We start from the raw sequence: 21,776 nt of genomic DNA on the forward strand, positions 1-21,776 counted from the left end.
ATTCATAATATATTATGTGAAGATTTTTATAGCAGAAGCTGACTTCCTATTCGCCCTAAAGAGCAAAGTTTTCAGTTATAAACACATTATGATAATGTGCGGACCCGGCGGGATTCGAACCCGCGACCACCGGCTTTCTTCCGAAAGTTAGGAGGCCGGCGCTCTATCCTGGCTGAGCTACGGGTCCAATTATTAGATTACTATAATCCCATTAAAGTTTTTCTTCAAGATTAACAATCCAAGGTCCCTTAAGTATCTTAAATCCGCTTTCGAAAAATATATTGTTTAAGATAGTGGAAATTTTTTGTGACTTAAACAAGATTACGAAATCGTTACTATAAACAGCTTTATTTGAAATTATTATCTCTTTATCAGCCTTGTTAACAGTTCTTATTTCTATACCTTTTTTCCTTAATCTGCTTGCTATCTCGCCACTGTTACTCAACTGTTTATCAAGTATTATCTCGCATTTTATTCTATGTTTCTCGCAATATTCAGAAATTAGCATTAATGTATCGGATATTATCTCACTAGATTTATGTCTTCCTAAGCCTAGATCTCTAAAGAAACCATCATCACATAGGTATAACTCCTCATTATTTATCGCAGAAATTAGTGTTAAAGCCAAATTATATCCATCTAGAATAACTTCTCTTTCTTCATTGTTTATTTTTCCTTTAATTATTTCTATTTCCTTATCGGAATGTACGCAACGATATAGTAAGAGTCGTTCTAAGCTGGATAAGTTATATCTAGCAGCTATTACATCAAGGACAACCTTTCTGGAATAATCTCTGTTTAAAAAATATTTATAATCTGTGTAAGCTTCCCTAAAAACATCTGTGAAATACATAATATTCTCTTATAGTGATTTTATCACTATCTCTATTATTTCTTCTTTACTCTTTTTACTATTTAGAATTACGTTTGCAAATGTGCCTTTTCCTCCTCCTTTTCCTCCTCCCTTTAGTAATTCTTCTACTATCTTATCTACTCTCATGTTTTTAGATGTGGCAATTTGTAATCTATTATCTGAGATGGATATTGCAATAGTATTATCTGTGGAAGTTAATTTCCTTAGTATCTCCTTGTTTTCCTCTTCATCACCTAATCCCTCTATGATGTATATTTTATTACCGTTGATTTCGTAAGGCTTTAGATTATTTAGTAATTCAGTTTCAATTATTCTTCTATATTGGATTATTAAATTATTTTTCTCCTCAATTTCATTAAGTATTCTTCTTAATCTACTGGTTAGTTGATCTGGAGAAGTACCTATTATTTTCGAAGCTTCAACGATTTTCGCTTGAGTTTCCCTAATATAGTCAACTAATGCTGGTCCCGCAACGTATTCAAGTCTTATTACACCATCTTGTATTCTCTCAACGTTGATTATCTTCACAGCTCCTATCTCACTAGTATTACTTACATGAGTTCCTCCACAACTCTCTATATCCCAGTCCTTTATCTCTAACAATCTGATTGTTGCAGAATTAGGTACTCCACCCTCATATATGGATACTCCATATTTCATTTCAGCTTCCATTCTGTTCATTTCTAAAGGTTTAACTTGTCTTCTATCAGATATCACACTATTTGCGTAGTTTTCTATTAGCTTAACCTCTTCCTCAGTTAAAGTCTTATGATGAGTGATATCTAGTCTTCCTTTTTCCGGTGTCTTTTCAGCTCCAGCTTGCCATACATGCTCACCTAATACTTTTTTAGCAGCTGCAAGTATTACGTGTGTTACTGTATGATGTCTCATTAAACGATATCTTCTTTCCCAATTAATTTCCCCTCTTACATTATCTCCAACCTTTATTGTTGATGGCTCCTCCTTTAGTATATGTACTATCACATCATTTACTTTCTGCGTATCTATGACTTCATATCTTTTACTACTTTTTTCATCGATTATGAGGCCAGTATCACCTAATTGCCCTCCTCCCTCTGGATAGAATGTGGTCTTATCTAAAATCAGATAGTTTTTATAAACTCCCAACACTTTACCTTCAAAAGATCTCATATACTGGTCTTTATAGTATAATTTTTCAGTTGGCTGTAACGCAGTGATATATTCTAACATATCCTTAGGCAATTTAACTTTGTCATATGCACTTTTGATTGTTGAGGTTTGATGTCTCTTAGCCACTAACGCGTAAAAGTTACGCGGTAGTTCAAATTTCACACTCTTTTTCTTTAGTTCCTCTTCTAGTAGATCTGGAGGAATACCATTAGAATCGTAGACTTGTATTAAATCTTCTGTTGTTATTTCGCTCTTTCTAGCTAAAGTTGAGGCTATAGATGGAACTTTTTCCAAAATCTTTTCAAATCTCTGTTGTTCTAATTCTACCGCGTCTAATATGTAATCTTTGTTCTTTAATACTTGAGGGAAATCTTCCTTCCAGAAGTCTATTTGTTCTTTTACTAGTTCATAAAGTCTTACATCCGATTTAAGTAATCTTAGTACTTTTAAGGCTCTTCTTATAACGAGTCTGCCAAGATATCCTTCACCAGAGTTGGAAGGAACTAGACCATCAGCTAGCATCAACATTATTGTCTTCGTGTGGTCTAAGATCTGAAATACCTTAGCTGCCCTATCCAATTCTTCTTCAACAGCTTTAATATCAATTCCTAATTCCTTGCTAACCATTTGTCTATGAATTTTTATAGTATCCGGATTATCTGGGTCTATTTTGCCTGCAAATCTAGATGCTACTTTTAGTAATGTCTCATCTATATAAGCTACGCCTATTTTGTTAAAGAATTTATATACTAAATTACCATATATTGCGTGAAATGCCGAGGGAGTCTTTTGTGTTATCCACGCAATTCTTTCTACACCATATCCGGTATCTACAATTTTCAATTTGAGTGGAGTATAATTACCATTATCGGTTATCTTGTATTGCATAAATACTAGTGTAGCTAACTCTAATCCACCTACTGTAACTTCTAAGCAAGGTCCAGCATTTCCTCCCCCTTCCCACCAAGATTCTTTGAAGTTCAATTCCTCTTCTGGTATTCCTAACTCTTTTGTGAAGAATTCTGTAGCATACGCTGTTGTTTCCTCCTTCCAATACACATAATGGTCTGGATAGTTGAATGCGTGATGTGCGGCCATTTCGAAAGTAGTTAAATGTCTTCCAAAGGTTATTCCGACATTATCTATATCCTCTAATCTTATTGAGGGCTGCGACACTACTAGTGGATTTGTGGGTGGGGGAACTAAGCCACTAGTTACATGTGGCTGGAAATCAACTATACTTGCTATTGTTAGATATAAGTCCTCTCTCCATCTAGCCAAAACTGGTTTAGGAGATATTCGTGTATGTCCTCTCTTTTCGAAGAATGAGAGGAATTTCTCTCTAGCTTCCTTGACAGTCAAGGGTTGGCTTTTTATATTTATGTCAAAAAAGTAGTAGTCGGTACAAGGTATGTCTGAACAATATTCTTTCTTTTCATCCCTAGTCCAAAATGGTGTTTTGCATGATTTGCATATTTTTCGCTTGAAATCATTCTTGATAAAGAAATTCAGTCTGTACTCCTCTTCACTAGCTTTCATACAATAAAAAGAAAAGTATCTAAAGCTTAAAAACTGACTTCTTCCGTAATGGGATTCTAGAGTAGATATTCGTTTTTAATTCATTTAAGATTTCTCTCTAAGGAAATAACCTAAAAAGTATATTCCAAATGACAAAAACAAATCTTAAATGTTGTCCCTTAAAAAGTATTGAATTAATATCTCTACATTAAAAGATTGTTTCGTTATCCTTAACAAAGCCTTAACCGAATAGGGAGGCTAACCCGCTCGCAATTTCTTCTTCGCTTGGTCCTTTCTTTTCTTCTTCTTTCTTTTCTTCTTTCTTCTCTTCAGCTGCAGGCTGTGCTTGAGCTGCTTGTGGTTGCGCGGCTACTGCTACTGGCATGGAAGCTGCGTTCTTTAATACTTCATCTATGTTCACTTCTTTTAATGCAGCTACTACAGCTTTTAATCTTACCTCATCTACGCTTATTCCAGCTGCAGTTAGTATATTCTTTAGTGTATCTTCATTTATTTCCTTCTTGGCTGAGTGTAATAGGAGACTCGCATATATGTACTCCATTGTTATTCACACTCCACATTTTTGTCTTAGGTTATATAAATTTTTATCATCCAAATAAGGATGCAAGTCCACTTCCAATTTCTTCTTCGCTTGGTCCTTTCTTTTCTTCTTCTTTCTTTTCTTCTTTCTTCTCTTCAGCTGTTGATTGTTGGGTTTGGGTCTGTTGTGCTGAAGGTAATTTTACTCCTAAATCTACTTTTCCACTTATAGCTGTAGCCAATGCATATGCTTTAGCAACAGCTTTAGATATTACTGCTTGGGCTGATTCTGGTGTAAGGTATCCTATCTCAGATGCTAACGTAATCGCATTCTTAAATATCTTGTTTATTGTAAACTTTAATACATCAGGAACTGGATATGCTATCTCTACTGCAAGAGTAAATGCGTTCCTATAAGCTTCAGCTATATTACTCCTATAACCTTCTAAATTAAGTTTTAGATTTTCTGCAGGAATTACTAAACCCTCATGATATGCTACTTTTATTTTTAATTTGACGTACACTGGCATTATTCCAAGTTTCTGTAAAATTGGTAAAGCTTCTGTCGGAATTACATCACCAGGTTTTGCTACTACGGTATCTTTTACTACGTGTACCTTACCATCTTGTACCTTCGTTTGTACCTTTAACTTTCCAAACACACTTAATATTGGTCCAGCAGGCATTCCAGTATCTCCCGCAGGAATTATAACCTCCTCTTCAGCCTTATCCCCTGGCATGGCGTACCTTCTCAGTTTATAATTTTCGAAGAACATGTTAGTTAGGAATGGGTTATCTTTAGTAAATATGAAGACGTTTGGACCAGTTAAATATTGCTCAAGTTTTTCTGTACTTATACCAGCATTTTTAGCAGCTATCTTGAATAAAGTGTTCTTAGTTACCTTTATTATAGCTTTTCCTCTTAATTTCTTCCTAATTTCGTGTAATTTGTCTGCTGGGAAACCTTCGAGGCTTCCAATTAGTATAGTATTACTATTTTTAATAAGCTCAGTTAATTCCTTAACTTCTTCAAGCTTCCAACTGGCAACTTTTTTCTGCTTCAAGGCTAGAGCCAATCTTTTCACCTTAACTCTACTTTTACTACCTTACCCATAGTAGTTTTTACATATATATTCCTTATCTTTTGGGCGTATCCTTTAGATTCTATTACGTTTAGTACTGCCAGTGCATTTTCAGCTAAATCTGCAATTTGTTGGTTCTCAGTGCCTATGAATGCTTGTGTTTGGGGTTGATCTTTAGTCTTAACTAAAGTTGATCTTTTAAATCTCAGTATATACTCTGATATATCTGCAGTATTCGGTAATGGTGTTGGGAATTTTCCTCTGGGACCTAAAGCTGGGCCTAATATTCTACCTACCAAAGCCATCGAATCTGGAGCTATTAGAAACCAATCATTTTGACGAGCTAATTTTTTAATTGCCCTCTTATTTCCTTGTAGTCTTTGTAATTCTTCTTTGGTTAAAATTGTATTAGGTTCAGCTTTCTTTGCGTACTCTAACTGCTGAATAGTTGGGACTACTAAAACTTTCTTTGACTTTTCTGGAGGCTTAGGTAATACCACTATTTCTCTTAGCTTCAGGTCCCCCTTTTTCATATCAACTTCTTTAAATGTAACTATTATCTCTACGCTCTGGACAAAATTTCTCTTGGGGTTGTTTTCGGGAGATAATGCCAGCTTAAGGGAATCTTCAATATTACTTCTATCAACGATTGGCATTTTACTCTTTCACCTCATTCCATTCATTCTCATATTTTGCTAATAAATCATCATATTTACCTTCTTCCACTTCTTTTACTAGTTCTTTAGGGTCTTTATTTTCCACAGTTACTCCAATAGATTTAGCTGTACCTAGCATACTCTTAACTGCAGCCTTTAATGATTTCGTAGTTAACCCCGGCTTTTTCATAATCACGATTTTAATTACTTGTTCCAATGATAAATTACCTATCTTTTTGTGTGCAGGGTCTCCAGATGGTTCGCTAGCTCCAGCTTCTTTTAATAGCAATGCAGTAGTAGTAGGTATTCCAACTTTTATTTCGTATTTCTTAGTATTACTATCAACTTCTATTGTTACTGGAACTGACATGCCTTTAAAACTACTTGTAGCCTCATTTAATTTCTTGACAACCTCCCCGACATTTAGTCCTAACTGCGAAAGTGTTGGTGCTAATGGTGGACCTGGCTTAACATTACCTCCTTCTACCATTATTTTTATAGACTTTGTGGGCATTTACTTCACCTTTTAGACACCTTAATTTGATCTAAAGGAACTGTGACTTGTAATGGAAATGCTGATTCTAAAATATTTAACACTACCTCTCCTTTAGCTTCCTCAACTCTTACCACTTGAGCCTGAGTACCCCTAAAGGGACCAGAAATTACTTCTACTACATCCCCAGGTTTTACGGTTGGACCTATGGTTTTCTTAGATACAATTTTTAGTACCTCATCTCTAGGTAGTAAACCTTGTGCAAGTCCTCTTGCATTCCTTATCCCAGCAATTAATGGTTTAACTATATGCAAACCCTCTGCCTCCAGAACTACATATCCTTTCAAATTGGGTGGAACAATTATTGCATATATTCCTTTAATATTATTAGTTTTTATTCTCTCTTCTAACATTAAAGCTACATTTATTTCTTGCCCTCCAACAACTTTTACAGCATAATAATTTCTCATATTCGGTTTTTCCACAAAATTACACCCCAATTAATGTCAATGCAAGTTGAATTATGTAAGCTAATACACCTACTACGACTAATACTAATAAAGTAACTTTAAGGTTAAGTGAGAAAAAGTTCCTATCCGGTTTCCTAGCTACTGTAATTATTCTATTCCAGTCCTCCCTAAGCCTTCTGAACCAGCTAATTAGCTTATTTGAACTCACAGTAATTTATAATTGGTTCAAGGTATTTAAGTTAACTGAATAGTCTTTGAATGAACCACTCGGCATTAAACGGAATTAGATCATCATAAGTTTGACCCACTCCTAAATATCCAACAGGCTTATTCAATTCATACGCTAACGATAATATTACACCACCTTTTACATCTGCATCAACTTTAGTCAATATTACTAGATCGAATCCAACATTATTTTCAAAATATTTAGCTTGTTCCAATGCGTCGTTTCCACCTAGAGAGTCTAAAACTAATATTTTCAGATTTGGTCTGGTGATATTAACAACTCTCTTTAGTTCATTTACTAAATCAGTATCTGTGTGCATTCTTCCTGCAGTATCAATTAATACAACATCTATTCCTCTGCTTTTAGCTGCCCTTATTGTGTCATAAGCAACTGAGGCAGGGTCTCCTCCATATTTGCCTTTGATTAAAGGTATCTCCAAGTTTCTTGCATGGATTTCCAATTGTTCTTGTGCTGCAGCTCTAAACGTATCTGAAGCTGAGATAATACACGATAAACCATTTTTTTTAAGTATATATGCAAACTTAGCAATAGTTGTAGTTTTACCTACTCCATTTATTCCGAAAAATATTATTATATAAGGTTTCGTTGATTTCTTTATTTCTTCTAATACATTCATTGGTTTATTTTTTGTTATTATTTCGGTGATGGATTTTTTTAAAGAATCTTTTACTATTCTTTCAAGATCTTCACTTCGCCTTACCTTTTTACCGATTATGTTTTCTTTCAGATCTTCAAGAATTTTCTCGGCAACTTCAAAAGAAACATCACTTTCAAGTAGCTGATATCTTAATTCCTCTATGAAATCCTCAATATCTTTCTCTTTGATTTCTTTGTATCTGAAAACATCAAAAATACTTCCGCCACTCTTCTTCTCCTCTTCTTTACTTTCTTCCTTTACTTCACTGGTTGTTGATTGATTCGTTACGTTATTACTAGTTTGCTGTTGATTACTACCAATACTCTGCGTAGGTATATTTTGTTCGATCTTTTCTGTTTCTTCTTGCTCTCCCTTTAATTTATCTACAAAATTAGAAAAAGCTTTCTTTATTTTATCAAAACAATTTATTCACCTTGTTGTCTCCTAGCGGCAGCTTGCTGTATTTGATTTAGTATGTCAACTATCTGATTGTATGTACTAGCAGCTTTTTGAAGTTCATTATTTAGATTTTGTGCTGCTTTACTTATCTCATCTTTTCTTTTATCAAGAATTTTTATAGCTGAATCTAGATCTACTTCCGCGTAGTAAGATAAACCTAAATGGACAGTTACCTTATCCCCTACTACACCCCCTACTTTGGCTAAAAGATATCCTTTCCTATCTATGAAGACTAACATTTCTTTATTTCCACTCTTTATCGTCTCTATGGCTTGTTTTGCAGAATCTATTGAATTTATTGACTCTAGTAATTCTAATTGAGTTCTCTGTAATGAATCTATGTACCTTTTTAAGTAATCTGCTTGCGCTATTAAATCGTCTAACGTTATACCTCCTTGTCCTTGACTCATGTCTCATCACATTATAATTTTATCAATCTTTGCTAATTCTCTTATCCTTCTATCTGGAATTTCTTCTTCTTTTATTTCACTTATTTGCTCTATCTTTATGTTATATCGTTTTATCTTATTTTTACTACCAAAATACGAATAAATATACTCAATTGCTTGTTTTTCATTCAGTGCTCTAACTATTTTTACAAATTTTCTCTTCTCTGGATAGTGGGACTCTCCAAATAGGGCAGATCCTTTGACAAGGTAAAACTTTATTTCACTCATCTCATTCACCTAATGCTTTTTGAATTCTTAAAATCTCTGGACCCGTAGTTGACGCACCTACTAACGTTCCTTTATCGTTTGCGACTAGTCCACTTCTAATGAAGACGCTTCCAAAATTTACCGTGCCTATATCTATCTTTACGCTGAATAATTTTTCCAGTTCTTTTAGTTCTTTCTCACTTGTATCTACATGTACTAATCCGCCTTTATTTGTTACAACTCCTACAGAACCTACGGTTATCATTTGGGCTATTTTTCCTCTTCTTATCTCTTCAACGCCTAAGGTCTCTTTTATTATCTTTTCTTCAATATCATTAAATTCAGGATAAATTAATGCTGCCTTATTATTTGTGAGTATTGTGTTTCCCAACGCGGTTACTTTTGAATTAAGAACCTCAACTCTGCAGTCCCTAAGATTCTCCTTCAGAAATCTGAACTCATCATCAATTGTGGATTTAGGTAAAAGAATGCCGTTATCATTACCACTTATAAAAATACCTAAAAGAAAACTTCTGGATATCTCCGCTTCTATTAACTCAGTTCCTAATATTTGAACAATATTTTCTTTTGTTTCACTATCTAATCCTCTAGGTACTACTGTATATTTATTATTAGTATAAATATAGACCCCTATATTATCTGTTCCAAAAATTGATAACCTTTGCAGATTCATCTACTTTTAATAGCAAGTCTTACAAGATATATTTTTTCTCCTACCTTACTAACTACTACTCTAACTTTACTAACTACCTTATCATTTCCGTTTTTAGATATTGACTTAGCTAACAGTGGATCTATTACTACCTTATCCGCGTTAAAGTGCCTTGCCACAATTTTTCTTACGAATTTCACTGCCCTCTTACTTCTTCCAGTCCTTTTTCCAGTTTTTATTTTTCTCAGATTAATTACCATTTCAAAATTATCCTTCTCTTTCATTTTTTACACCTTTAGATCATTTCTCCTCCAATTCCTTCTAAAGGGATTATACCTAACTCTTCCACGGGTCTTTAACACTATCCATATTGGTATTGGAGAGTTTGCTTTTAATGCTTTGGCTAATCTAAATTTCTTAGCTACTGGTTTATTTCTACTCATTTCCATCCTCTCTCTCTTATTTGTATTTTGAAATCGCGTCTGTTCTGTTCTGAAATCTGTTCTAGTATTTGCTTTAATTCCTCATCTGTTATTGGTACCTTTATTCTCCCAGATTGTGCCAGCGCAATTAACTGATTCTCTAATGATTCAGCAAATTCAGGCTTAACTAATTTTATATTTGTTAGTCTCTGTCGTGCCTCAGGTGTTAATATGACTCTTAATATTGACTCTTTTTGGGATTCTAGTTCCGCTTTTCTTTTTCTCTCTTCTTCTAGCCTTTTTTGCTCTTGTGCTGCTTTTCTTCTTAATAATTCTTCTAATTCTTCGTCATTATATGAGGTTGGAGCTGACATCTTTTTCACCCCTTATTCTAAGTATACTTTCAAAGAAGTATTATTCTCGGCCAGCTCTTTAAAGATTTCTAATGCTAATTTATCTAATAATGACCTTCCCTTAGGACTTAAAGTTCTCCCCTTATTCTTTATTTTTTGAACTAGTCCTGCTTTTTCTAATTGTTGAAATATTAATCTATTTACATGACCAGGAGCTTTTACGAATTTTTCTGGCCTAGTCCCCCTTCTTTTGCTTCCACCGTAGATTGTTCTTGTTTTTTCTATTCCAATAATCGAGTTCACGTAAAGTTTTCTCAATAACGATGCAGTTCTTATATACCACCAATCCTCTGAGTTATCTGGGACTCTTTCCTTAAAGCTAGCTGTTTTAGCTAATAATGCCCAATCTGGTGGGTTCACAGTCTTCACATTCTGCTTAAGATATATCGCTAGTCGTTTTATCAAAAGTTCCGGAGGTACCATTTCAGCTGTTATCATTATAAGACTCCATTACATTCGTAGTATATAAGGTTTAAAATTTTTCCTTTTTAATAACATATGATCTTGAATGGAATTTTATATAGCCGATTTTAAGCAGATTAAGGAGGGTAAAGTTACAGATATTTATTTTGAAAGAACCTTAAAGACACTAGAGTATCTCGGAATTAAAGACGCTAAAGTGAGGATGGAAGTGCATTCTTACGGTTTACCTAAAGGCTATGAATGGGCTCTTTTCACTGGTTTAGAGGAAGTCCTTCATTTATTGGAAGGTGTACCAGTTAACGTTTACGCGATGCCAGAAGGCACATTATTTAAAGAAATAGAGCCGGTTATGATAATAGAGGGCAATTATTTGGATTTCGGAATTTATGAGACTGCATTTCTAGGAATATTAAGGCATTATTCTAGTATATCTACTAAAGCTGCTAGGCTTAAATACCTCGCAATGGACAAAACGTTATTTTTCTTTGGTTTGAGATCTCTCCACCCTGCATTAGCTCCTATGGCAGATAGGGCAGCTTACATAGGTGGTATGGACGGGGTTTCCGGTGCCATGAGTAAGGAATATCTAGGAGTTGACCCTTCAGGTACTATGCCTCATGCGTTAATGCTTGTTGTAGGTGACAACGTGAAAGCCTGGAAGGCTTTTGATGAGGCTATGGCTCCTGAGGTTCCTAGAATAACCTTAGTTGATACATTCGAAGATGATAGAACTGAGGCTTTAAAGGCGGCAACTTTACTCGGTAAGAAATTGTATGGTGTAAGGTTGGATACACCATCAAGTAGAAGAGGTAATTTTAGAAAAATTATTCAAGAGGTTAGATGGACGTTAAAGATACACGGTTATGACCACGTTAAGATATTTGCGAGTGGAGGGATAGATGAGGAGGATATAATTAATCTTCGAGATATCGTTGATGGATTTGGAGTTGGAACGAGTATAGCGTTTCCTCCAAGCGTTGATTTCAGCGCTGATATAGTAGAAAAATTTGTCGATGGTAAATGGGTGCCTTTTACAAAGAGAGGCAAATGGCCTGGAGCTAAGCAAGTATATAGATGTGGGAAGTTAAATGATATTATTACCCTTATGGATCAGAATCCTCCTACTTCAGACTGTAAGCCCTTACTTCAAAAATATATTGAGAATGGGAAGATTGTAAAACCTTTACCTTCTCCAAAAGAAATAAGGGACTACGTGATTAAACAGCTGACCGAATTGCAAAGTAGCTAGCCTGTTATTAGAATTTCTTTTTGATTTTCTATGCTTCTGTTAAACGCTATTTCAGTTATAGGCTCCATTCTTCTTATTGCATTATATAACCTTAAGTTAAGTGCTCGTAATACCGCGATCAAGCTAGGAGATTTGATCTCTTTTATCATTTCCTCTGATATTATAGCTTCAGTTATTAATACTCTTCTTAGTGTTCTTAATTCTTCCATTACTTCATTTATCAGTATGGTATCTTCTTTCGCCAGAACTTTTACTGCATGGTCTATTACAGAAGAAGTTTGCTCTATATACATATTTATCTTGTTCCATAGTCTTTTCATTTCCTCAAGATCTGATGGATGCAATGACAATAGATCTAATGCTATCTCACTTATCTCATCTGCAGCCTCCTCTATTGCCTTTATTAAAATTCTGTTTCCTACTATTTGTATTCTTTTAACTCCTATCATATAGGCTAAACTTCTATTCATTTGAGCTAATAGTAATTGTCTTAAAGCTAGATAATATAATCTATCTACTTCTCTTTCTAATTCTATTACTTCTTGTAAGAAAGTTCTACTTGATTCCTTAATTCCAAGATCTAGGTAGTGAAGCATTTGTTTTATTGAATTTGATAATCTATTAATTAGATTGTTCATGGTATATTTTGTAGGGTCAAGAAAAGATTGTATTTGTATTGTATCTGTTGTTTGCGATACAATCTCTAATCCAATCAAGTTCCTTATCGTATCTTTAACTTTCCTCAGTATATCCTCAGTAAATATCCCACTTTTACTTTCTATATCTATCCTATCATAGCCTAGAATGTACAATGAGTATATTACTCTGCTTACTAATTCACCTTGCACACTATCATTTTGTATACTTATTTTCATCTCTTTTGCCTTACTTTCCGCCTTTAGATTAGGCGGATATACTTTTAGACTACCATCCTCATCAACTTCTAGATATACACTTTCGCCTGGACTCAGAGATACTTCCTTAACCCACTCTGCAGGTAAAGAAACCATAAGTGTAGATTTGCCGAACTTTTGAACTCTTCTAACTTCCATTAAATACTACCTCCACTTGTATCATATAGTTCAAAGTTTATAAAAGTAGTTTTATACTATACTATACTACTTTTACCTCGGGTATTTCTCCAAACATCTTAGTTAATACTGGGCTTCCATTAGTTGGTATCATCCTTACACCGTAGGGTTTTCGTTTTGTATATTGAATATAGTAAATTGATTTCAATATATTTTCATATGTAACTAAATCTGAATATATACCAACCATGTCAATGCCTGCGACACAAACATAACTCATTAATAACAAATCCTTTAAAGTTATGCTTCCCTCCTTAGCTCTCTCCTTAAGAAGATTATCCTCTGCAACTGGTAACATTAATTCTGAAAAACCTATGGGATTTACTCTATTTCTCCAAACCCCCTCAAATATCTCCCTATTAATTTCGGCTATTATTGATAAATTGGAGATGTCAAATATTTTCCTACTCCTATTTTCTATGATTTCTCCCACACTACTTTCCATCCACGGTGATAATGACGCATCAATTCCTAAGTATTTTATACCTAATTTCTTCTCTAATTGTCTCCCTATTGCGTCTGCTTTTGATAAGGCCTCATTTATCTTTCCTTGTCTGAATTCATTTACATATAGTAAAGATAGTCCAAAAGAGTCATAAATAGTATTCGAAGAAGAGGTTGGAAAATATGGGGTTAGTAGAAAATCTTGGTTAAATAATAAGGCAAACCTCGACGCTTCCTCAGGCTCTAGACTAATGTTAAGTTTTGCTAGATCTTTTAGTTTATTCGTTGTTTTTACTAATACATGAGCGTAAATTCTATTATCAGATTTCAAAATGTCTTTAATTTCTCCTAATCTCTTATCTTTTTCTTGAAGATTGACTAGACTAAATATAATTTCATTATGCGATGTAGGTAATAGTTCTATTAGCTTGCTTAAGCTTAAATCACTAGGTGTAGGTGGTAGTGAGATCCTTTTACTCCATATGCTGTTATCATTTAATTTACTTAATTTCTCCGTGTATTCATTAATTTTTGAGTAGTTAGTGACGAAAATTGTTATCGCTCTTATCATCATCTTGTTTACACTTTTATAATCTTTGTAGAAGTTTAAATTACTGATGAGTAAGATTACTATCTTGCTTGCAGATAATAGTTTAGATAAACTCTATCATGGTCTGGTAGTAGCTTTAGGCGCAAGAGCGTTAGGCTGGGATGTTAAGTTTTTCGTAACATCGCAAGCCGTAATTCTTTTCACCAAAGCAGGGAAGGGAAAAGGGAGATTAGGTTTACCTTTCCTTGCCAGATTTTTCGTTAAGCTTCAAATGAGGAGACTATCTATTCCAGATCCTGAAAAATTAATTGATGATGCGATAAATCAAGGTGTTGAGTTCTTTGTTGATGAGGCTGGCTTAAGGCTTGTGGCCGCTAAAAGTGAAGATCTATTAGATAATGTTAAATTATCAGGAAGTATATCATTTCTATTGGAAGCAAAGGAATCAGATGTGGTGATTACACTATGAAAATTATCGAATCAAATGATATATGCCCAGTTATTTTAACTAATGTAGTAAAAGAGTGGGTTTCCCTAAAAAAAGGCGAGGAGGAGGAATTAGTAATAATTACTACATGGCAAGCGGTAGGGCAAGAGTTAGAGAAATGGTGTAACGAAACTGGTAATCTATTTCTTGGCGTATCTAAAAAGGATGGAAAGTTAGAAGTAAGGCTAAAGTTGATTAAAAATAAATAAATACCAGTTTCTCACTACTAAAATCTCGGTAGATCTATATTGTGTCAAAACCTCTTCACGTATTCTCAAATGAGCAAGAGTTACTAGAAGGCATGTGGCCTACTCCGCTACTAAAACTTAGAATAGGAAATGATACGTGGGCTAAACTAGAATTTTATAATCCTTTTAGCAGAAGTGTAAAAGATAGGACAGCGTGGTTCTTATTTAGACAAGCGTTAATAAAGAATGTAAATCATATAGTTGAAGCCACCTCTGGCAATACTGGAATAGCACTAGCATCATTATCGTCAATTTATGGAATGCAATTCACAATGTTTCTCCCAGTAGTTGCCCCAAAGGTCTATAAGGTTTTGGTGAAGCTATTAGGAGGTAATGTCATAGAAGCTGGCAATTCCACCAATGATGTAATACCTTTAGTAAAGAGGTTTGCAGAAATGAGCAATGCGGTCAATTTGGATCAGTTCAATAATCCAATAAATGTAATAGCTCACTATGAGACTACTGCTAGAGAAATTGATGAACAGTTAACTTCTATTGGAAAGAGACCTTCACGTATTATAGCCACAATGGGAACTGGAGGTCATATAGCAGGGGTTGCTAAGTATTTTAAAGAGAAATACGGGGATAATGTAGAGATAGTAGGAGTCCAACCCTCAGAAAATTCCAGAATTCCGGGGATAAAGAGACAAAATGGATCTAATTCTTTACTGAGGGATATAAAGATAGATCGCGTAGTTGATGTAAGTTTGGAAGAGGCAATTGATGGAACAATTAGCGTGGCAAGGACTTCTGGGATTTTAATAGGCATAAGTGCAGGTGCTACTGTGGCAGCCTATAAGAAGATAAACGACGTTTCCTCAACTACAGTGCTTATATTTCCAGATGATGCTTTCAAGTATGTTGATATTCTAGAGCAAACTTTAAAAGAGATTTAGGAGTAAGCAAATAACTGTGCCAGAAGTAATAGTTATAATGAACAAGAAAGGAGATATTTTGGATTTTTCTCCTAGAAGCTTAGATATATCAAAATTTTTATCTAAAAAACCTAATGAGATATATGATGACGGAGAGTTAATAAGGTTAAGAATAGATATAGCAAACGATGTTTAAAAATTCATACAGTCAGTCAAGAATTATAAAGAAGGATGAAAAGATATATGTGCAAAAATGCTACATGACAATCTTTGGAATAAAGTGGTATTTTATCTCCACTTTCTTTTGGAATTATCCATATGTTGCTGATCCTAAGGAAAGATTCGTTAGAGAACTGGATTTTTTCTTGGATAACACATGGAAGGATATAGTTATTGTACCTAAACTAATCGATATTGATGCAAAAGAACTTTGCATTACTAGAGAGTTTATAGAAGGGGATGAAATAAATGAAGAAAATATAGAGATCGTGGCGAAAGGCTTAAGAGAAATTCATGAGGTCGGATATGTGCTAGGTGACACTAAAATAAGTAACTTTGTTATAGTAAATAGAAGTAAGTTAGCTGTCATAGACGCTGAGCAATCATTTAAATCTAATAATCTGTATTATAGAGCTTGGGATTTAGTAGTATTCTTCTTATTTTTAAGTTACAAAATAGTTAATATAAATCACTTCCAGGAGGTAGCTAAAAGATTTCTAGATGAGTATATGCCAGATAAGAGTATTGCTAAAGAGTTCTTTGATATAAAGAATATAAATCTAATGGGATTATACCCTCCTACTCATTTATATATACTAAAAAACTTAATGAGTAATTTTTATTAAAATATTTGTTGTATCTTTTATAGTCTCTATATTAGAGTCTAAAATTCTTGATCCACATGCTGGACATCTATAGTAATATCTTATTACCTTCTTTGTGCCATCAGTACTTTCAGACTCAGCAATAAAGTCCATTCTAATTCTGCATTTTGGACAAATTACTGCATTCATACATGTGTTTATAATCTTTTGAGGTAAAAAAGCTATTAATGATTGATAGATTTGGTAGACCATTAGAAGATCTTAGGATAACGTTAACACACGTATGTAACTTTGAATGCTTCTTCTGCCATATGGAGGGGGAAGAAGGAGATAATTACATTTTAAGTAAAGAAGATATTCTATTAGTTGCCAAAGTAGCTAAGAACTTTGATATAAACTCTGTGAAATTAACTGGAGGAGAACCAACATTACGACGAGATCTGGTTGAAATTGTTCGAGGACTTAAGCAATTAGGATATAGAGACGTGTCCATGACAACTAATGGTCTTCTCCTAAAGGATTTGGCTTATAAATTAAAGCTAGCTGGACTTGATAGGATTAATGTTAGCCTTCACGCTATTTCAAGGGAGACATTCAAGAAAATTACGGGCGTAGATGCTTTCGATAGAGTAATTGAAGGGATAAAAAGCGCTATAGACGTGGGTTTAGTACCAGTTAAGTTAAATTTTGTTGTAAATAGGAGAAATCGTGAAGAAGTCTTTAAGTTTATTGAACTATCCCAAAATTTAGGTGTAAATGAAATACATCTTATAGAACTACATCCAGTAGGATTAGGGAAATTAGCTTTTAAAGAACATGATGATTTAAGAGAAATAGAAGAGTATATTGAGAAAATATCTATTAAAAAGCAAATTAGGAAAAAGCATTTTAGACCACGTTATGTGCTACCTTCTGGGTTAATAGTTGAGGTAATCAAGCCTTATGCAAATCCAATATTCTGTGCTGGATGCAATAGGATTAGATTATCTGTTGATGGAAAGTTGAAGACGTGTTTATATAGAGAAGATAACGTAATAGATATATTAGATATATTAAAAGGTGAATATTCGGAAGACGTTAAAGAGGAACTATTAGGAAGGGCCTTTATGATAGCAATAGCTATTAGAGAGCCTAACTTCAAATATAAAATATGAATAGATTAAGAAAGCTCAAGGCGATCCTAGAAGATAAAAAAGATAGTTGTGCTATAATACTTGGTTCTCCAAATTTATTTTACTTCCTAGAGTATTCTGGAGCAGGGGCGTTAGTTTATTGTGATTCACGTTTTACCTTGCTCGTTCCCGCTCTAGAGATGTACAGAGCAGAGAATGTAAAAGACGTTGATATTGTGATTTACTACCCATCTAAAATTCTTGAGAATGTTATTGAGGGTAATATATTTAAAGCTATTGAAAAAATTATCAATAAGAATAGCATAATGGTAGACGTAAACTGGGTTGATGCGAGTACGTATAGGGCATTATCAGAAAAGTATAGGGTAATGGATTTTTCTAACGAAATAACAAGGTTAAGGGAAGTTAAGGATGACGATGAGATAGAAAGAATAAGAAAAGCCGGTGAAATCACTGCCGTTGCAATGAAAATTGGAATGGAAAAATTGAGTGAAGGAACCTCTAATGAAAAACAAGTTGCAGGCATTATCGATATGACTATGAAATCTATGGGTGCTGAAGATTACGCTTTTCCATCTATAGTGGCCTTTGGGGAGAATTCCGCATACCCTCATCATATTCCTACAGATCGTGTGTTAAGAAATAACGACATTGTACTCTTTGATATAGGTGCGAAATATAATGGTTACTGTTTTGATAGTACTAGGACTTTTGTATTTAAAAATAGTGAAGCAAAGAAAGTCTATGAAATAGTTTTGGAAGCGCAAATGGAGGCTATAGATATTGTAAGGGATGGGATAGTGGCTTCGGAAGTAGATGTTATTGCTAGAAGAGTTATAGAAAAGGCTGGTTATGGTAAATATTTTATACATTCTACGGGTCATGGAGTTGGGATAGAAATTCACGAAAGTCCTGCAATTTCAATGAATTCTAAGCAAATATTAAAGGAAAATATGATTATTACTGTCGAACCTGGAATATATCTGAAAGGCAGGTTTGGTATACGTATAGAAGATACCCTTATAGTAACCAAGGGTAAACCAATCGTGTTAGAAACTGCTTATAAGCTGTTGTAGAAGTTTTTTAACAAAATAGTTATAATAGATTTCTTCACTAAACTATAAACGGTATGCAAAAGACAGAATTAGATGACCAAAAACTAGTAGAAGAAATAGCTAGAAGGATTAGAGAAATTCTCGAACTACTGGGTGAGAATCCAGAAAGAGAAGGGCTTAAAGAGACACCTGAAAGAGTAGCAAAGGCTTTATTAGAAATGACCTCAGGGTTGAGAACGCCACCCCCTCAAATAAAGGTATTCAGTTTAGGCGAAGATGGTGAAGCATACGAAAAGAACCAAATAGTATTAATAAAAGACGTTAACTTTTCGTCATTGTGTGAGCATCATATGTTGCCAATAATTGGAAAAATTCATGTAGCGTACATTGTTAGTAATAGTGGCAAGGTTGCTGGTTTTAGCAAAATAATTAGAATTGTAAATTATTACTCATCTCGTCTTCAAATTCAAGAGAGGTTAGTAGAGCAAATAGCTGATGCTATAATGAATAGCGAAATAAAACCTAAAGGTGTTATGGTGATCGGGAACGCAATACATATGTGTTCATATGTCAGAGGAGTAAAGGATAAAGAGGCCAAGTTAGTTTCAGTAGCATACAGAGGGCTGTTTAAGACTAATAGAGCTTTACAAAATCATGTCTTCAGGTTACTCGATAATGCAAATAAGGTAAACTTATTATAGAGTTTTTTAGAATAATTAATTGTTAATGAGTAGTAAAGATAAAGTTATATCTATCTTGAAGGAAAAAGGTTCTGTTCCTCAAAGTGAACTAGGGAAACTTTCTGGATTATCGAAGAGTAGATTATCTGAAGTCTTATCCGAACTTGAGAAAGAAGGTGTAGTAAAGAGAAGAAAGGTTTTAGGAAAAAACCTAGAGGTGAGCTTATCTCAAGATAGATTCTTAAGGTTAGGGATTATAAGAGCTGCAGAGTATCCGTTCATAATTCCATTTATCAAAAACTTAGAGAATAGAGGATACAACGTTACTGTTAAAATTTATGAAAATGGGGTTGATTTGACTAGGGACTTAGTTGAAGGCAAGTTAGATTTAGGTTTATCCCCGATAATAACGCAAATGATATTTTCAACAATATATCGTAATATAAGAATTATTGGGGGAGGTGCTAAAGGTGGAGGTGGAATTATAGGCAAAACGTGCAACAGAATTGCATCAACTGTGATGTCAAGTATGGAAATATGGGCATTTAGTGAATTCAAGAATATTGAGATCATTCCATCTTATAGTTCGTATCAAATGTTGGACTTTCTTGAAAAAGGAATAGTTGATGGTATAGCAATCTGGGAACCCTTTTTGTCAATTTTAGAGAGGAAGGGACATAAAGTGCATAGATTTACACCATTGCATTGTTGTACATTAGCAGTAAGGGATACTATGGATTGGGAGAGAATAAAGAATATTTATGAGGAGTCGTTTAGCTGGTTTAAGTCTTCTATGGATAGGTGGATTTCAAGTTATTCAAACTTACTTAATATTGATTACAATATTCTAAAAGAAGCATCAAAAAATTATGAATTCGACTATTACCTAGACCTTAATGAGTTTAAAAATGCGTTAAAAAATTCTGGAATTTTTATACCAATTTAAGAATCTAGGTAATAGTATAACTCCATAGGGTGTGGATAGCCTTGCAAGCTTCGTGCTTCATCTCTCTTTAGGTCTATGTAAGTATCTAACAATGACGAATTAAATACTGGCTTTAAGAACTCTTTATCACTTTCCAACTCATCCAAAGCTTCATTTAATGATCTAGGTAGTTCTTTTATTCCTAATTGTCTTCTCTTCTCTGGAGTTAGATGATATATGTTCTCATCCACCGGATCTCCTGGATCTATTTTCTTGTTCACACCATCCAATGCAGCCATTAGCAATGCAGCAAATGCTAAATATGGATTAGTGGAAGGATCTGGAGGTCTATACTCTATTCTCTTAGCCTTCTCCATTCCTTTGTAATATGCTGGAACTCTAACTACAGCACTTCTGTTTCCCTTGCTCCATGCAATGTAAATAGGAGCTTCAAATCCTGGTATCAACCTTCTATAACTATTTACAGTAGGAGACACTATTGCTGATAAAGCTCTAGCATGTGTTAAAAGACCTCCGATTACATATCTTCCAAACTGGCTTATCTCTGCATATTCTTCATTAGGATCATACATTAAATTCTTCTTTCCATCCTTAGTCCATAAACTAAGGTGCGTATGCATACCCGTTCCATTATCACCATAAATAGGTTTTGGCATGAAAGTTACTACCAATCCGTGTTTTGCAGCAACGTTTTTGGCTACATACTTCAAAGTTTGAACCTTATCTGCAGTATCTACAAGAGTGGAGAATCTGAAATCTATTTCTCCTTGTCCTGCAGTTGCAACTTCATGATGTGTAGCTTCTATGGTATATCCAAAGTATTTAACTAAAGTATCAACGATCTCTAATCTTACATCCATTAGTTGATCAACTGGTGGTGCAGGGTAATATCCTTCCTTAAATCTTATTACAAAGGTTCCACTATCGCTCCATGGAGCCTCTCTTGCATGAATTTTGTATCCAGTTCCGGACTGTGGAGTACTTACGTCTAATTTTACCTTATCAAACATGAAGAATTCCAATTCTGGACCATAGAAAGAAGTGTAACCTTGTTCTGCTTGATATTTCTCAGCTTCCTCTGCTATGAATCTAGGATCCCTTTCAAATCTTCCCTTTCCTCCTCCCCAGAAAACTTTGCATAATACTCTAGCTACTCCAGGAGACCAAGGAACTAGTGTCATGGTTTCTGGTACTGGTAATAGCACCATATCGCTTTCATAAATACTAGTAAATCCTCTTATACTGCTTCCATCTAATTTACCGAAACCTGTTTTTAGAGATTCTAAATCAAAATCACTAGCAGGAATTGTAATATGATGTAGTCTACCAGGGACATCTGTAAATTGTAGATCTACCCATTTTATGTTATTTTCCTTTAGGAATTTGAGTACATCTTCTGCAGTACTTGGCATGTATGTGGCTACTCATATATAGTTTAAAAAGATTCCTAGATATTATCATAGAAAGTTTTCACAT

The 21,776-nt window shown here is 34.3% G+C and carries 30 protein-coding genes and 1 tRNA gene; 10 read left to right on the top strand and 21 right to left on the bottom strand.

Annotation, left to right across the window (positions count from 1 at the left end; translation table 11 throughout):
- Positions 1–99 precede the first annotated feature (99 nt).
- The 17 genes from YN1551_RS05065 to YN1551_RS05145 form a co-directional block, all read right to left on the bottom strand.
- Positions 100–187: transfer RNA gene (locus tag YN1551_RS05065), tRNA-Arg, on the bottom strand.
- 24 nt (positions 188–211) lie between these two features.
- The gene (locus YN1551_RS05070; RefSeq protein WP_012711741.1) at positions 212–853 is read right to left on the bottom strand and encodes a DUF434 domain-containing protein; all 642 of its coding nucleotides are present in this window, start codon (positions 851–853) and stop codon (positions 212–214) included.
- A 9-nt stretch (positions 854–862) separates the two neighbouring features.
- A complete protein-coding gene (gene alaS, locus YN1551_RS05075) occupies positions 863–3,565 on the bottom strand; it encodes an alanine--tRNA ligase (protein ID WP_012717314.1) in 2,703 nt (900 codons plus the stop codon).
- Positions 3,566–3,785: 220 nt separating this feature from the next.
- On the bottom strand, positions 3,786–4,106 hold the full coding sequence (gene rpl12p / locus YN1551_RS05080; protein ID WP_012713971.1) for a 50S ribosomal protein P1: 321 nt from the start codon (positions 4,104–4,106) through the stop codon (positions 3,786–3,788).
- Between the two features lie 46 nt (positions 4,107–4,152).
- Positions 4,153–5,169: a 50S ribosomal protein L10 gene (locus YN1551_RS05085; RefSeq protein WP_012713970.1), complete on the bottom strand. Its 1,017-nt coding sequence runs from the start codon at positions 5,167–5,169 to the stop codon at positions 4,153–4,155.
- Positions 5,166–5,822, bottom strand: coding sequence for a 50S ribosomal protein L1 (locus YN1551_RS05090; protein WP_012713969.1), 657 nt, complete (start codon positions 5,820–5,822; stop codon positions 5,166–5,168). Before YN1551_RS05090 ends, YN1551_RS05085 begins: the two co-directional genes overlap by 4 nt.
- A gap of 1 nt (position 5,823) precedes the next feature.
- Positions 5,824–6,336, bottom strand: a complete 513-nt coding sequence (locus YN1551_RS05095) for a 50S ribosomal protein L11 (protein ID WP_012717315.1) — start codon at positions 6,334–6,336, stop codon at positions 5,824–5,826.
- 5 nt (positions 6,337–6,341) lie between these two features.
- Positions 6,342–6,800, bottom strand: a complete 459-nt coding sequence (locus tag YN1551_RS05100; protein WP_012713967.1) for a transcription elongation factor Spt5 — start codon at positions 6,798–6,800, stop codon at positions 6,342–6,344.
- Between the two features lie 4 nt (positions 6,801–6,804).
- Positions 6,805–6,993 carry a protein translocase SEC61 complex subunit gamma gene (locus YN1551_RS05105; protein ID WP_012711734.1) on the bottom strand — a complete coding sequence of 63 codons (189 nt, stop codon included), beginning with the start codon at positions 6,991–6,993 and terminating at the stop codon, positions 6,805–6,807.
- A 31-nt stretch (positions 6,994–7,024) separates the two neighbouring features.
- Positions 7,025–7,993: a signal recognition particle-docking protein FtsY gene (gene ftsY, locus YN1551_RS05110; protein ID WP_238527879.1), complete on the bottom strand. Its 969-nt coding sequence runs from the start codon at positions 7,991–7,993 to the stop codon at positions 7,025–7,027.
- A gap of 104 nt (positions 7,994–8,097) precedes the next feature.
- On the bottom strand, positions 8,098–8,541 hold the full coding sequence (gene pfdA / locus YN1551_RS05115; protein ID WP_012717317.1) for a prefoldin subunit alpha: 444 nt from the start codon (positions 8,539–8,541) through the stop codon (positions 8,098–8,100).
- Between the two features lie 6 nt (positions 8,542–8,547).
- Entirely contained in the window at positions 8,548–8,808 is a 261-nt protein-coding gene (gene rpl18a / locus YN1551_RS05120) for a 50S ribosomal protein L18Ae (protein WP_012711732.1), read from the bottom strand.
- Position 8,809: 1 nt separating this feature from the next.
- Positions 8,810–9,481, bottom strand: a complete 672-nt coding sequence (locus tag YN1551_RS05125; protein ID WP_012713966.1) for a translation initiation factor IF-6 — start codon at positions 9,479–9,481, stop codon at positions 8,810–8,812.
- Positions 9,478–9,744: a 50S ribosomal protein L31e gene (locus YN1551_RS05130; protein ID WP_012711730.1), complete on the bottom strand. Its 267-nt coding sequence runs from the start codon at positions 9,742–9,744 to the stop codon at positions 9,478–9,480. Before YN1551_RS05130 ends, YN1551_RS05125 begins: the two co-directional genes overlap by 4 nt.
- Before the next feature lie 3 nt (positions 9,745–9,747).
- Entirely contained in the window at positions 9,748–9,903 is a 156-nt protein-coding gene (locus YN1551_RS05135; RefSeq protein WP_012717318.1) for a 50S ribosomal protein L39e, read from the bottom strand.
- Complete coding sequence (locus tag YN1551_RS05140; protein ID WP_012717319.1) at positions 9,900–10,256, bottom strand: DNA-binding protein; 357 nt, start codon at positions 10,254–10,256, stop codon at positions 9,900–9,902. The genes YN1551_RS05135 and YN1551_RS05140 overlap by 4 nt, the downstream gene beginning before the upstream one ends.
- A 12-nt stretch (positions 10,257–10,268) precedes the next feature.
- A complete protein-coding gene (locus YN1551_RS05145) occupies positions 10,269–10,733 on the bottom strand; it encodes a 30S ribosomal protein S19e (protein WP_012716386.1) in 465 nt (154 codons plus the stop codon).
- 70 nt (positions 10,734–10,803) lie between these two features.
- On the opposite strand from YN1551_RS05145, the gene YN1551_RS05150 reads away from it, so the two are divergent.
- A complete protein-coding gene (locus YN1551_RS05150) occupies positions 10,804–11,967 on the top strand; it encodes a nicotinate phosphoribosyltransferase (RefSeq protein ID WP_012717320.1) in 1,164 nt (387 codons plus the stop codon).
- Here the strand turns inward: YN1551_RS05150 and YN1551_RS05155 are convergent.
- Together YN1551_RS05155 and YN1551_RS05160 are read right to left on the bottom strand one after the other, a co-directional pair.
- The gene (locus tag YN1551_RS05155; protein WP_012717321.1) at positions 11,964–13,019 is read right to left on the bottom strand and encodes an AbrB/MazE/SpoVT family DNA-binding domain-containing protein; all 1,056 of its coding nucleotides are present in this window, start codon (positions 13,017–13,019) and stop codon (positions 11,964–11,966) included. The genes YN1551_RS05150 and YN1551_RS05155 overlap by 4 nt on opposite strands.
- Positions 13,020–13,080: 61 nt before the next feature.
- Entirely contained in the window at positions 13,081–14,076 is a 996-nt protein-coding gene (locus YN1551_RS05160; protein ID WP_012717322.1) for a DUF711 family protein, read from the bottom strand.
- 43 nt (positions 14,077–14,119) lie between these two features.
- On the opposite strand from YN1551_RS05160, the gene YN1551_RS05165 reads away from it, so the two are divergent.
- The 5 genes from YN1551_RS05165 to YN1551_RS05180 are packed head-to-tail and all read left to right on the top strand — an operon-like array spanning position 14,120 to position 16,507.
- Entirely contained in the window at positions 14,120–14,521 is a 402-nt protein-coding gene (locus YN1551_RS05165) for a DsrE family protein (protein ID WP_012713962.1), read from the top strand.
- Positions 14,518–14,748, top strand: a complete 231-nt coding sequence (locus YN1551_RS05170; protein WP_012711723.1) for a sulfurtransferase TusA family protein — start codon at positions 14,518–14,520, stop codon at positions 14,746–14,748. The genes YN1551_RS05165 and YN1551_RS05170 overlap by 4 nt, the downstream gene beginning before the upstream one ends.
- 41 nt (positions 14,749–14,789) lie before the next feature.
- Complete coding sequence (locus YN1551_RS05175) at positions 14,790–15,683, top strand: cysteine synthase family protein (protein ID WP_012717323.1); 894 nt, start codon at positions 14,790–14,792, stop codon at positions 15,681–15,683.
- Positions 15,684–15,699: 16 nt separating this feature from the next.
- The gene (locus tag YN1551_RS17010) at positions 15,700–15,858 is read left to right on the top strand and encodes a hypothetical protein (protein ID WP_012711721.1); all 159 of its coding nucleotides are present in this window, start codon (positions 15,700–15,702) and stop codon (positions 15,856–15,858) included.
- Positions 15,851–16,507: a BUD32 family EKC/KEOPS complex subunit gene (locus YN1551_RS05180; protein WP_012717324.1), complete on the top strand. Its 657-nt coding sequence runs from the start codon at positions 15,851–15,853 to the stop codon at positions 16,505–16,507. The genes YN1551_RS17010 and YN1551_RS05180 overlap by 8 nt, the downstream gene beginning before the upstream one ends.
- On the opposite strand, the gene YN1551_RS05185 is transcribed toward YN1551_RS05180, so the two are convergent.
- The gene (locus YN1551_RS05185; RefSeq protein ID WP_012713960.1) at positions 16,487–16,675 is read right to left on the bottom strand and encodes a hypothetical protein; all 189 of its coding nucleotides are present in this window, start codon (positions 16,673–16,675) and stop codon (positions 16,487–16,489) included. The two genes, YN1551_RS05180 and YN1551_RS05185, sit on opposite strands and share 21 nt — an antisense overlap.
- A gap of 38 nt (positions 16,676–16,713) precedes the next feature.
- Here YN1551_RS05185 and moaA point away from each other — a divergent pair, with 38 nt between their 5' ends.
- From moaA to YN1551_RS05205, 4 genes are read left to right on the top strand one after another with little or no spacing between them, the layout of a single operon-like run.
- On the top strand, positions 16,714–17,640 hold the full coding sequence (gene moaA, locus YN1551_RS05190; RefSeq protein WP_012717325.1) for a GTP 3',8-cyclase MoaA: 927 nt from the start codon (positions 16,714–16,716) through the stop codon (positions 17,638–17,640).
- Complete coding sequence (locus tag YN1551_RS05195; RefSeq protein WP_012717326.1) at positions 17,637–18,695, top strand: aminopeptidase P family protein; 1,059 nt, start codon at positions 17,637–17,639, stop codon at positions 18,693–18,695. The genes moaA and YN1551_RS05195 overlap by 4 nt, the downstream gene beginning before the upstream one ends.
- A gap of 53 nt (positions 18,696–18,748) precedes the next feature.
- Positions 18,749–19,375: a GTP cyclohydrolase I FolE gene (gene folE, locus YN1551_RS05200; RefSeq protein WP_012717327.1), complete on the top strand. Its 627-nt coding sequence runs from the start codon at positions 18,749–18,751 to the stop codon at positions 19,373–19,375.
- A gap of 25 nt (positions 19,376–19,400) precedes the next feature.
- The gene (locus YN1551_RS05205) at positions 19,401–20,300 is read left to right on the top strand and encodes a DUF7343 domain-containing protein (RefSeq protein WP_012711715.1); all 900 of its coding nucleotides are present in this window, start codon (positions 19,401–19,403) and stop codon (positions 20,298–20,300) included.
- Here the strand turns inward: YN1551_RS05205 and glnA are convergent.
- Positions 20,297–21,712, bottom strand: a complete 1,416-nt coding sequence (gene glnA, locus YN1551_RS05210) for a type I glutamate--ammonia ligase (protein ID WP_012717328.1) — start codon at positions 21,710–21,712, stop codon at positions 20,297–20,299. The genes YN1551_RS05205 and glnA overlap by 4 nt on opposite strands.
- Between the last annotated feature and the right edge of the window lie 64 nt (positions 21,713–21,776).

Origin of the sequence: Sulfolobus islandicus Y.N.15.51 (assembly GCF_000022485.1) — an archaeon.
GTDB classification, from domain to species: Archaea; Thermoproteota; Thermoprotei_A; order Sulfolobales; family Sulfolobaceae; genus Saccharolobus; species Saccharolobus islandicus.

Excerpts from the sequence above, each read along its gene's own strand:
- YN1551_RS05165 (WP_012713962.1), top strand. The coding sequence starts at position 14,120 with ATGAGTAAGATTACTATCTTGCTTGCAGATAATAGTTTAGATAAACTC.
- YN1551_RS05160 (WP_012717322.1), bottom strand. The coding sequence starts at position 14,076 with ATGATGATAAGAGCGATAACAATTTTCGTCACTAACTACTCAAAAATT.
- rpl18a (WP_012711732.1), bottom strand. The coding sequence starts at position 8,808 with ATGAGTGAAATAAAGTTTTACCTTGTCAAAGGATCTGCCCTATTTGGA.
- YN1551_RS05155 (WP_012717321.1), bottom strand. The coding sequence starts at position 13,019 with ATGGAAGTTAGAAGAGTTCAAAAGTTCGGCAAATCTACACTTATGGTT.
- YN1551_RS05180 (WP_012717324.1), top strand. The coding sequence starts at position 15,851 with ATGTTTAAAAATTCATACAGTCAGTCAAGAATTATAAAGAAGGATGAA.
- YN1551_RS05195 (WP_012717326.1), top strand. The coding sequence starts at position 17,637 with ATGAATAGATTAAGAAAGCTCAAGGCGATCCTAGAAGATAAAAAAGAT.
- YN1551_RS05145 (WP_012716386.1), bottom strand. The coding sequence starts at position 10,733 with ATGATAACAGCTGAAATGGTACCTCCGGAACTTTTGATAAAACGACTA.
- YN1551_RS05135 (WP_012717318.1), bottom strand. The coding sequence starts at position 9,903 with ATGAGTAGAAATAAACCAGTAGCTAAGAAATTTAGATTAGCCAAAGCA.
- YN1551_RS05070 (WP_012711741.1), bottom strand. The coding sequence starts at position 853 with ATGTATTTCACAGATGTTTTTAGGGAAGCTTACACAGATTATAAATAT.
- pfdA (WP_012717317.1), bottom strand. The coding sequence starts at position 8,541 with ATGAGTCAAGGACAAGGAGGTATAACGTTAGACGATTTAATAGCGCAA.
- YN1551_RS05205 (WP_012711715.1), top strand. The coding sequence starts at position 19,401 with ATGAGTAGTAAAGATAAAGTTATATCTATCTTGAAGGAAAAAGGTTCT.
- YN1551_RS05150 (WP_012717320.1), top strand. The coding sequence starts at position 10,804 with ATGGAATTTTATATAGCCGATTTTAAGCAGATTAAGGAGGGTAAAGTT.
- rpl12p (WP_012713971.1), bottom strand. The coding sequence starts at position 4,106 with ATGGAGTACATATATGCGAGTCTCCTATTACACTCAGCCAAGAAGGAA.
- folE (WP_012717327.1), top strand. The coding sequence starts at position 18,749 with ATGCAAAAGACAGAATTAGATGACCAAAAACTAGTAGAAGAAATAGCT.
- glnA (WP_012717328.1), bottom strand. The coding sequence starts at position 21,712 with ATGCCAAGTACTGCAGAAGATGTACTCAAATTCCTAAAGGAAAATAAC.
- YN1551_RS05125 (WP_012713966.1), bottom strand. The coding sequence starts at position 9,481 with ATGAATCTGCAAAGGTTATCAATTTTTGGAACAGATAATATAGGGGTC.
- moaA (WP_012717325.1), top strand. The coding sequence starts at position 16,714 with ATGATTGATAGATTTGGTAGACCATTAGAAGATCTTAGGATAACGTTA.
- YN1551_RS05095 (WP_012717315.1), bottom strand. The coding sequence starts at position 6,336 with ATGCCCACAAAGTCTATAAAAATAATGGTAGAAGGAGGTAATGTTAAG.
- YN1551_RS05185 (WP_012713960.1), bottom strand. The coding sequence starts at position 16,675 with ATGAATGCAGTAATTTGTCCAAAATGCAGAATTAGAATGGACTTTATT.
- YN1551_RS05140 (WP_012717319.1), bottom strand. The coding sequence starts at position 10,256 with ATGTCAGCTCCAACCTCATATAATGACGAAGAATTAGAAGAATTATTA.
- YN1551_RS05130 (WP_012711730.1), bottom strand. The coding sequence starts at position 9,744 with ATGAAAGAGAAGGATAATTTTGAAATGGTAATTAATCTGAGAAAAATA.
- YN1551_RS05170 (WP_012711723.1), top strand. The coding sequence starts at position 14,518 with ATGAAAATTATCGAATCAAATGATATATGCCCAGTTATTTTAACTAAT.
- alaS (WP_012717314.1), bottom strand. The coding sequence starts at position 3,565 with ATGAAAGCTAGTGAAGAGGAGTACAGACTGAATTTCTTTATCAAGAAT.
- YN1551_RS05090 (WP_012713969.1), bottom strand. The coding sequence starts at position 5,822 with ATGCCAATCGTTGATAGAAGTAATATTGAAGATTCCCTTAAGCTGGCA.